The organism is Peribacillus sp. P4_C12 (assembly GCF_056402095.1).
The window spans coordinates 22293-32175 of sequence record NZ_JBFUIB010000026.1 but is presented as its reverse complement, the minus strand read 5'-3'; the positions used below and the strand labels follow the sequence as shown (position 1 = coordinate 32175).

The window sequence follows — 9883 nt, the reverse complement described above, 5'->3', positions numbered from 1 at the left end:
GCTCTATGTACTGTCGTTATTGTACTCGTCGTCGTTTTTCAGGTCAGGTTGGCATGGGCGTTCCTAAGAAGCAATTAGACGGGGCGATTGAATATATTCGTAATACTCCGGAAGTGAGAGACGTTTTGATTTCTGGAGGAGATGGCCTATTAATCAATGATAAGATTCTCGAATACGTATTAAGTAATTTACGTGCGATCCCACATGTGGAAATCATTCGGATTGGTACTCGTGCACCGGTCGTTTTCCCGCAGCGTATTACAGAAAATTTATGCAATATTCTGAAGAAATATCATCCAATTTGGTTAAATACGCATTTCAATCATTCACTTGAACTGACGGAAGAAGCCAAAAAGGCATGTGATATGTTGTCGATGGCTGGAGTACCACTTGGTAATCAGGCGGTTATTCTTGCTGGTATTAACGATAGTGTACATATTATGAAAAAGCTTATGCACGACTGTGTTAAAGCAAGGGTTAGACCTTATTACATTTATCAATGTGATTTATCTGAAGGGATCGGCCATTTCCGTGCCCCGGTTTCAAAAGGACTGGAAATCATTGAAGCGTTACGTGGCCATACATCAGGATATGCAGTGCCAACTTTTGTGGTGGATGCTCCTGGCGGAGGCGGAAAGATTGCCTTGACTCCGAATTACCTTCTTTCGCAAAGTCCGGATAAAGTGGTCTTACGGAACTTTGAGGGAGTTATCACGAGCTATCCAGAACCGAAGAACTATGTTGCCGGCAGTGCAGATGCTTACTTTGATGAAGTATATGGTACCGAAGGAAGAAAAGGAGCTGTGGGGATTTCTGCTCTGATGACAGACGAAAAATTCAATTTGGTACCAGAAGGCCTACGTCGCCTTGACAAGAGAAAAGCGTATGAAACTACTGATGAACATGCTTCTTTGAAGGATCGCCGTGATAAACGGGATGAAATGAAGGAAAAATTAAGATTATCCCAAGAAAAAAAGAACGCCATGGTCGGAAGTTCTGAAGGCAAGGGGGAATAAAGATGGAATGCTTGTGGTGTAATGCCCCCAACGTTGAGGAAAGTGAAAAGAAGGATTGTTACTGGATTATGCCAGATGGTAAACGATCAATAAAAGTGCTTCAGGTTCCAGCCCTGAACTGTCCAAATTGTGGAATCTATGTATCTGATTCGATGAATCAAAAGGTGGATGAATCCTTATCTATATATGACGTGAGTGAGTATCCTGATGAGTTTACGTATGAACAGCTTCTTCAGGCCCCTGTAAAGAAATTGTTTAATTGGAAATAGAATGCCGGGAGAAGTAGATGATGATGCATCACTTCTCCCGAATTTTAGTTAAGGAGGGTATACATAATGACTGTTCAAAAGCTGCCTTTTTTCTCCCGAATTGAGACTGGGGAATGTTTTACGATGGAACTCTATCTTGATCATGCAAATCATCGCTTACGCATTGATGATTATCGGGGGAATATCAAAAAAGCGATAACTCGAGCTCTAGTCATCGCTCAAGAGCATGGCTTTACAAAAGTGATACTTAAAGCTAGACAAGAAGATTTATCTGCGACATGGGTCCATGGATTTATGCTGGAAGGAATATTGAGTAAGTACTTTAATGGGAATGACGCTTATTGCATGGCATTGTATTTAACCAATGAAAGGCGAACAAGCGACTATTGGATGAAGGAAGACAAAATTCTCCAAGATGTCATTGATATTCCTAGAATAATAGAAAAGCAGCAACTACCTGAAAATTATACCCTTCGATTTGCTGAGATTGAAGATGCACTTGAGCTGGCAAATTTATACGGTGCAATTTTTGAAACCTATCCAACCCCAATGAATGATGAGGGTTATATCAAAAAAGTGATGGAAGAAGGTACGATTTTTAGTGTTATCGAATATGAAGGATCCATCGTTAGTGCCGCATCTGCGGAAGTAAATGAAATGTATCATAATGCTGAACTTACAGACTGTGCAACGATTCCTCATCATCGAAAACATGGTTTTATGAAGGTACTTATCTCAGCATTAGAACAAGAACTTATCAAGAAAAATATTTATTGTTCCTACTCTTTAGCGCGATCCTTGTCAATGGGCATGAACGCTGTCTTTCACCAGCTGGGATATGAATATGGAGGAAGATTTACGAAGAATTGCAATATTTGGGATAAGTATGAGGACATGAATATTTGGGGTAAAGATTTATCTTCTGTAAATGGATTCTTTAAATAGGAGGAAAAGTTTATGGCTAAATACACATGGGTTGATAAAGATACCTGTATTGCGTGCGGGGCATGCGGTGCAACAGGTCCTGAAATTTATGACTATGACGAACAAGGAATCGCTTTCGTTATCTTGGATGATAATCAGGGGAATGCCGTAGTTCCTGAGAATCTGTATGATGACATGCATGATGCAATGGAAGGCTGCCCTACAGAATCAATCCTGATTCAGGATGAACCTTTTAGTTGGTAAACTCGGTTTTATGGATTCATATTTGCCATCTATTCTTTCAATCAGTTAATAGGATTTTTCCAATAGTTTAAGAGTTTTAGTGTACTAGAACTTCATAGATGTGTAGTCGATAAAAAATGTAAATGAAGGAGAGATGAAATGAAGCGGAATCATTTAATTAAGCCCATTCTAGATCATAACTATCCCACTGTCTCTCATGGGAAGGGAATATATCTTTATGACACAGATGGAAAACAATACATCGACGGATCTTCAGGTGCGGTTACGGCGAGTATTGGTCATGGAGTATTAGATGTTGTTGAGGCAATGACAGAGCAGGCAAGTAAAGTTTCTTTTGCATACCGATCTCATTTTACAAGTGAAGCCGCAGAGACTTTAGCCGAAAAGCTAAGTGAGTTAGCTCCAGGAGATTTAAATTGGTCGTTTTTTGTGAACAGTGGGTCGGAAGCAACCGAAACGGCGATGAAGATAGCCATTCAACATTGGCAAGAAAAAGGATTTGAGCGGAAAAATCGTATCGTCTCCCGCTGGACGAGTTATCACGGGATTACGATGGGTGCTTTATCGATGTCCGGTCATGTGTCAAGAAGAAAACGTTTTGTTCCGTTATTAGAGGATTTTCCTAGTATATCTGCTCCGTATTGTTATCGATGCCCTTATGAATCTTCCGGCTGTAAACTGCAGTGTGCAAATGAATTAGAGACGTCCATTCAAAGACTTGGTTCTGAGAATATTGCCGCCTTCATCGCTGAACCAATTATTGGGGCATCCGCTGGTGCTGTTACTCCACCGGATGGTTATTATCAAAGGATTAAGGAAATATGCGAACGCTATGACATTCTCTTTATCGCCGATGAAGTTATGACTGGAATCGGTCGTACAGGAAAAATGTTTGCCATGGAACACTGGGGAGTTACCCCAGATATCATCGCATTGGGGAAAGGTATGAGCGCTGGCTATACTCCAATTGCAGCCACTTTGGTTAGTGATCGGGTTATGGAACCCATTTTAAAAGGTTCAAAGTCAATCATGGCTGGACACACATATAGTGCAAATCCTCTATCTGCTGCCGTTTCTTTAGAAGTGCTTGCCTACATTGAACGAATGAATCTGGTTCAGGCAGCGGAAGAGAAAGGACAGTATCTATTGGAGAAATTACATGGGCTGGCTGAGAGATTTGACATTATTGGTGATGTACGAGGAAAAGGGCTTCTCCTGGGACTTGAGTTTGTTTCAAATAGGAGTTCAAAAACTCCATTCGACTTGCAAGACGGCATAACCACAAGAATTGTCAATAAGGCATTTGAGAAGGGATTGTTGATCTATCCTGCTTCAGGCGCAATCGAAGGAATCGCGGGTGATGCAGTTATTATATCTCCGCCACTAGTTATTACAAATGAAGAAATTGATAGTCTTGTAAAGATACTGGAAGCTTCAGTTGAGGAATTGCAGCATGAATTGCACTCGGAAGGTCTGATAGAGAACAAGCAGGCTATTTAGGAGGAACCATATGAAGCAGGTCATTTCGAAAAAAAACAAAATTGTGACCCTGGAAGAAGCACTCGAGTATATTACTGATGGATGTACTCTCATGTACGGTGGGTTTGGGGGAGTGGGGACTCCGCCAACACTCATACAGGGCATCCTGGACAAGGGCGTTAAGGAACTAACATTGATTGGCAATGATACGGGATTCCCTGATATTGGAATTGGTCGGCTAGTGACTCTTGAAAGAGCGAAAAAGGTCATTGCCTCTCATATCGGATCTAATCCTAATGCCGGTCGGCTCATGACTGAAGGAAAGCTGCAAGTGGAATTTTCTCCGCAAGGGACATTAGCTGAAAGGATTCGTGCAGGCGGAGTAGGCTTGGGCGGGATTTTTGTTGATGTCGGGATTGGAACGATAGCTGAAGAAGGCAAGGACAAAATGGTAATCGACGAAAAGGAATATTTGATCGAAACCGCTTTGACCTCGGAAGTGAGTATCGTTTATGCCAAAAAGGYAGATCCGTTAGGGAATTTGGTTTTTGACAAGAGTGCCCGCAATTTCAATCCGCTCGTAGCGATGGCAGGAGCCTTTACTATAGCAGAAGTTGAAGAAATTGTTCCGGTAGGCGAATTGGATCCGGAGTGTATTGCCACGCCAGGTATTTATGTAGATATGGTGATTCCAACAAAAGGGGTGAATTGGAAATGGGCATGGGAGTAGATGTACGAAATCGCATCGCCAAACGCGCTGCCAAGGAAATCCATGACGGATTAATCGTCAATTTAGGTATTGGCATCCCTACCTTAGTGGCCGATCATTTACCTCAAGATATCCATGTGCTGTTCCATGCGGAAAACGGTGTTCTTGGAACAGGCCCCAGTCCAAATCAGGGGGAAGAAGATCCTGCTCTCTGTAACGCAGGAGGGTTCCCGATTACGTCTGTAATGGGGGCTTCTTACTTTGACAGTGCAACTGCATTTGGCATGATTCGTCGAGGATACATTGACATTACCATCCTTGGGGCATTGGAAGTCAGTGAAACGGGGGATTTGGCCAACTGGATTGTCCCAGGCAAACGGGTACCGGGGATGGGCGGAGCAATGGAGCTTGCCCAAAAAGCCAAAAAGGTGATTGTCTTGATGAATCATGTAAACAAGCAGGGTGAATCGAAGATATTAAAGAAATGCACACTTCCTTTAACGGCAAGACATAGTGTAGATTTAATCATTACTGATATGGCTGTCATGGAAGTTACAAAAGAGGGATTGGTGTTGAAGGAAGTTATGGCACCTTATACAGTTGATGATGTGATTGCGAATACAGAGGCGTCGTTGAAAATCGGGGCTACTGTCAACAGCATTGAATAGGTAAGAGGAGGAAGAAGCATGAATGAGGTCGTCATCGTTGCTGGAGCGCGAACTGCAGTTGGATCCTTTGGGAAATCACTCCGGAATGTTAATGCTACCGAATTAGGCCGTCAAGTATTGGAAGGCTTAATGGAAAAATCTGAATTAGGCAAAGAAAAGGTCAATGAAGTGATTTTCGGACATGGCTATGTCCATGGAGGCGGACTTAACTCGGCCCGAATTTCATCGCAGATGGCAAATTTCCCGCATAGTGTCCCAGGCCACGTTGTAATCAAAGCATGTGGATCAGGTTTAAAGGCCATTACCAATGCTGCATTAACTATTGCTGCTGGTCAAGAAGACATAATCATTGCCGGCGGAGTGGAGAGCATGAGCAATGTGCCTTATATCGTGAAAAATAGATGGGGCGGTAAATTTGGAAACGTAACGATGGAGGATGCTCTGCTGGCAGATGGATTAATATGTTCCTTGGGAAATGAGCATATGGGAATAACAGCCGAGCGCCTGGCTGAAAAATATGGTATCCGTCGTGAAGAACAGGATCAATTTGCTTATCAAAGCCACAAGAAGGCTTGGAAAGCTATAGAAGAGGGTCGCTTTGATCGAGAAATTATTCCGCTCAAAATCAAGGATCGAAAAGGGCTTCAAATCTTCAATCAAGACGAAGGGGTACGCGAGGACATTCATCTGAGTCAACTAGCCAGTCTTTCAGCAGTATTCAAAAATGAAGGAACCATAACGGCAGGAAATGCTTGTCCCATGAATGATGGAGCAGCAGCTGTACTATTAATGTCCAAGCAGCAAGCAGAAGAAAAGGGATTAAAACCGCTCTTGAAAATTAAGGCATTCGCCAGTGCAGGTGTTGAACCTGGAGTTATGGGGATTGGACCTGTACCAGCGACTCGAAAGGCATTGGCAAAAGCAGGTCTATCGTTAGAGGATATCGGACTGATTGAACTTAATGAAGCCTTTGCTGCCCAAGCACTTGCAGTGATCAAGGAGTTAGATTTGAATCCGGAAATCGTCAATGTCAATGGAGGGGCAATTGCACTTGGTCACCCTGTAGGAGCAACAGGTGCAAAATTGACAGTCACACTGATGCATGAAATGTTGCGTTCCCAAGTTAAGTACGGAATGGTAACGTTATGTATGGCAGGTGGAATGGGACTTTCGGTAATCTATGAGAATATGTGTATAAAAGGAGGATAAAAGTGCCGGATTTTAAAAAACGAATTAACCAATGGATCAAGGATCATCGGGAAGAAGGAACAGACTTATTGCAAAGGTTGGTGCAAGCACCGAGTACCCAAGGAAATGAAGCAGACGCTCAGGCTATCGTCGCCCAAAAACTAGAGGAAATGGGCCTGAAGGTTGATATTTGGGAGCCTAACGGTGGGGAACTGAAAAAGCATTCCTATTTCTACTCTCCTCGCAGCGAATTTTCCAACAGTCCTAATGTGGTAGGAATTATGAAGGGAACTGGAGGCGGCCGCTCCATTATCTTGAACGGACACATCGATGTGGTTCCGGATGGTGATCGGGATCAGTGGGATGACGATCCATATAGTGGAGCCATAAAGAATGGTAAAATGTTTGGACGTGGCGTAACAGATATGAAAGGAGGCAATGTATCCCTTATCCTTGCTATGCAGGCACTAAAGGAAAATGGCATCCATTTAAAGGGAGATGTCATATTTCAAAGTGTGATAGAAGAAGAAAGCGGCGGAGCCGGAACGTTAGCAGCCGTCTTGAGGGGATACAAAGCCGATGCTGCCCTTATCCCTGAACCAACGAATATGAGGATTTTTCCCAAACAGCAGGGGTCGATGTGGTTCCGAGTTCTGGTAAAAGGCCGGTCAGCTCACGGCGGAACCAGGTATGAAGGTGTAAGTGCCATTGAAAAAAGTATGACCGTAATAAATCATATTCGTGCTCTGGAAGAAAAGCGAAATGCACGTATCAGTGATCCGCTTTATCAGAACACACCTATTCCGATTCCAATCAATTTAGGCGTCATTGAAGGCGGTAATTGGCCTTCCTCCGTCCCTGACCTCGTGAAAATTGAAGGTAGAATGGGTGTTGCGCCAGAGGAAACGATGGAGCAGGCGAAAAACGAAATGGCTAATTGGCTGTTACAGATCAAAGAAGTGGATGAATGGTTCAAGGATCATCCGCCCGTTTTAGAATGGTTCGGAGCACGCTGGGTTCCAGGGGCAATTGATGTAGAACATGAACTAATGAATACGCTCGTCAATCAATTTAGGCAAGTTGCTGGACAAGATCCGGTCATTGAAGCCTCTCCATGGGGGACTGATGGAGGATTGCTCACTCATGTCGGTGAAACGCCTTCAATTGTTTTTGGTCCTGGAGTAACAGAGGTTGCCCATTATCCAAATGAATATATCTTACTGGACAATGTGTTCGCGACAGCGGAGATTATTGCCCTTACTTTAATTCAATGGTGTGGAATTGAACAATTGCAGGATGAGCCTTATGTGGCCTTGGCAAGTAACGAAGACAAATAATCTCGTATATTGGGAGTTACCTGATAGGACAATGTCTATTAAATGAACAAGGCCCCATCCATTTACTAATTGGAACAGTGAAAGAAATTGAAGATTAACACACGAAAGAAAGAGAAACAATCAAATAATGATGAATTGATGTCTAAGCCCCGTTTACTTAAAAGAAATTATTTTGTTTTTAGCCAGTAAAGTGAAGCTTCAATTGGTGAAGTAACCTTGGTAGTGAACGTATCAGGTTCTTACCTTCAGATAGACAAGGGTAAATACATAGTCTTCCGCAAAGAGGTTGTGGGAGACTATTCATTTCTAATGAACTCTACTATTACCAACAATACGGCTGTTAAGACAAATCTCTTTTAATATTTCTTAAAGTTTTAATTTTAATAGAAAATGAGGTAGTAACCAATGGACATGAATCTCATTGAAAATAAAGAACCGACAGTTAAAAGAAACCTAAAAGCAAGGCATATGACCATGATCGCAATTGGAGGTTCTATCGGAACTGGCCTATTTTTGGCAAGTGGTACAACTATCCAAAGTGCAGGACCTGGTGGTGCTCTCACTGCATATGTATGCATTGGAATAATGGTGTATTTTCTTATGACAAGCTTGGGGGAAATGGCGACATATATGCCTGTATCGGGATCATTTTCTTCCTATGCTACACGCTTTGTAGATCCAGCATTTGGTTTTGCACTTGGCTGGAATTATTGGTTTAACTGGGCGGTTACCCTTGCTGTCGAAATAGCTGCGGCAGCCATCATCATGAAATTCTGGCTGCCTGAAGTGCCAAGCATAATATGGAGTGCATTGTTTCTTGGACTCGTCTTTATGCTGAACGCTTTATCTATTAAAAGTTATGGTGAATCAGAATATTGGTTTTCTCTAGTAAAAGTCGTGGCCATTATTTTCTTTATCATTATTGGATTATTAACAATCTTAGGCGTTTTTGGTGGAGAGGTGATTGGATTTGAAAACTTCACCATGGGCGAGGCGCCTTTCAAGGGTGGGTTTTTATCAATCATTAGTATCTTTCTTATCGCTGGGTTTTCTTTTCAAGGTACAGAACTAGTTGGTATAGCCGCTGGTGAAAGTGAGAATCCTGAAAAAAATGTTCCGAATGCGATTCGCCAAGTATTTTGGCGCATCTTATTGTTTTACATCGGAGCCATTTTGATACTCGGGCTGTTAATTCCATATACAAGTCCAAGTTTATTAGGCGGGGATGTAGATAATATTTCTGTAAGCCCTTTCACGCTCGTTTTTGAGCGGGCAGGATTTGCGTTCGCTGCTTCTGTCATGAATGCTGTTGTTTTGACATCATTACTTTCTGCAGGGAACTCGGGGCTTTATGCATCAACTCGAATGTTATGGTCGATGGCAAAAGATAATCAGGCTCCAAAGTTTCTAGCCAAAGTTAACCACAGGGGAATCCCGATGAATGCCTTAATCCTCACAGCAATAATTGGAGGACTAGCTTTTTTAACATCTGTTTTTGGGGATCATGTATTTACATGGCTATTAAATGCTTCAGGATTAACGGGATTTATCGCTTGGATTGGGATTGCCGTATGCCATTATCGTTTTAGACGTGCGTACGTAGCACAGGGTGGTGACATAAACGAGTTAAAATACAAAGCAAAATGGTTTCCATTCGGTCCGATTCTTTCATTCTTCCTCTGTATGATTGTCATTGCAGGGCAGAATTACGAGGCGTTTCTAAGCGGCAGTATTGACTGGTATGGGGTCGCAGTCTCCTATATTGGTTTACCAATATTTTTAGCGGTATGGTTAGGGTACAAGGTTTTTCATAAGACAAAGGTAATTCCATTGAAAGATTGTCAATTTGAGAAATCAGCGTAGGAAAAGTAACCTGAATTTCAAAGTCAGTATCGCAACGAGCATTGTGAATGTTATCATTCATGATGCTTTTTTATCGTTGTTGCCATTACTTTATTAAGAAATTGCTTACGATTTCTAACATAAAGAATAGTAAGCAATTAGATATTGAAAACAGACTTGTTAGAGT

The 9883-nt window shown here is 42.2% G+C and carries 10 protein-coding genes; all 10 read left to right on the top strand.

Annotation, left to right across the window (positions count from 1 at the left end):
* Positions 1-1016 (top strand): KamA family radical SAM protein (locus AC1DUW_RS07535; RefSeq protein WP_477642279.1); only part of this gene is annotated, 1016 nt, incomplete at its 5' end.
* Between the two features lie 2 nt (positions 1017-1018).
* Positions 1019-1285 (top strand): YokU family protein, encoded by a 267-nt coding sequence (locus AC1DUW_RS07530; RefSeq protein WP_053347558.1) that lies wholly within the window; start codon positions 1019-1021, stop codon positions 1283-1285.
* Positions 1286-1351: 66 nt separating this feature from the next.
* Positions 1352-2230, top strand: coding sequence for a putative beta-lysine N-acetyltransferase (gene ablB, locus AC1DUW_RS07525; protein ID WP_053347557.1), 879 nt, complete (start codon positions 1352-1354; stop codon positions 2228-2230).
* A gap of 12 nt (positions 2231-2242) precedes the next feature.
* The gene (locus AC1DUW_RS07520; protein ID WP_053347556.1) at positions 2243-2473 is read left to right on the top strand and encodes a ferredoxin; all 231 of its coding nucleotides are present in this window, start codon (positions 2243-2245) and stop codon (positions 2471-2473) included.
* 138 nt (positions 2474-2611) lie between these two features.
* A complete protein-coding gene (locus AC1DUW_RS07515) occupies positions 2612-3973 on the top strand; it encodes an aspartate aminotransferase family protein (RefSeq protein WP_053347555.1) in 1362 nt (453 codons plus the stop codon).
* Positions 3974-3983: 10 nt separating this feature from the next.
* Positions 3984-4682 carry a CoA transferase subunit A gene (locus AC1DUW_RS07510; RefSeq protein WP_477642278.1) on the top strand — a complete coding sequence of 233 codons (699 nt, stop codon included), beginning with the start codon at positions 3984-3986 and terminating at the stop codon, positions 4680-4682.
* The gene (locus AC1DUW_RS07505) at positions 4667-5329 is read left to right on the top strand and encodes a 3-oxoacid CoA-transferase subunit B (RefSeq protein ID WP_053347553.1); all 663 of its coding nucleotides are present in this window, start codon (positions 4667-4669) and stop codon (positions 5327-5329) included. Before AC1DUW_RS07510 ends, AC1DUW_RS07505 begins: the two co-directional genes overlap by 16 nt.
* An 18-nt stretch (positions 5330-5347) precedes the next feature.
* Entirely contained in the window at positions 5348-6538 is a 1191-nt protein-coding gene (locus AC1DUW_RS07500; protein WP_053347552.1) for a thiolase family protein, read from the top strand.
* A 2-nt stretch (positions 6539-6540) separates the two neighbouring features.
* Positions 6541-7854 (top strand): peptidase, encoded by a 1314-nt coding sequence (locus AC1DUW_RS07495; RefSeq protein ID WP_053347551.1) that lies wholly within the window; start codon positions 6541-6543, stop codon positions 7852-7854.
* Positions 7855-8259: 405 nt separating this feature from the next.
* Positions 8260-9717 carry an amino acid permease gene (locus AC1DUW_RS07490; RefSeq protein ID WP_477642277.1) on the top strand — a complete coding sequence of 486 codons (1458 nt, stop codon included), beginning with the start codon at positions 8260-8262 and terminating at the stop codon, positions 9715-9717.
* Positions 9718-9883 lie beyond the last annotated feature (166 nt).

Bases quoted from the DNA above. Each gene is read 5' to 3' on its own strand.
- AC1DUW_RS07490 (WP_477642277.1), top strand. From the start codon at position 8,260: ATGGACATGAATCTCATTGAAAATAAAGAACCGACAGTTAAAAGAAAC.
- AC1DUW_RS07505 (WP_053347553.1), top strand. From the start codon at position 4,667: ATGGGCATGGGAGTAGATGTACGAAATCGCATCGCCAAACGCGCTGCC.
- AC1DUW_RS07530 (WP_053347558.1), top strand. From the start codon at position 1,019: ATGGAATGCTTGTGGTGTAATGCCCCCAACGTTGAGGAAAGTGAAAAG.
- AC1DUW_RS07520 (WP_053347556.1), top strand. From the start codon at position 2,243: ATGGCTAAATACACATGGGTTGATAAAGATACCTGTATTGCGTGCGGG.
- AC1DUW_RS07515 (WP_053347555.1), top strand. From the start codon at position 2,612: ATGAAGCGGAATCATTTAATTAAGCCCATTCTAGATCATAACTATCCC.
- ablB (WP_053347557.1), top strand. From the start codon at position 1,352: ATGACTGTTCAAAAGCTGCCTTTTTTCTCCCGAATTGAGACTGGGGAA.
- AC1DUW_RS07500 (WP_053347552.1), top strand. From the start codon at position 5,348: ATGAATGAGGTCGTCATCGTTGCTGGAGCGCGAACTGCAGTTGGATCC.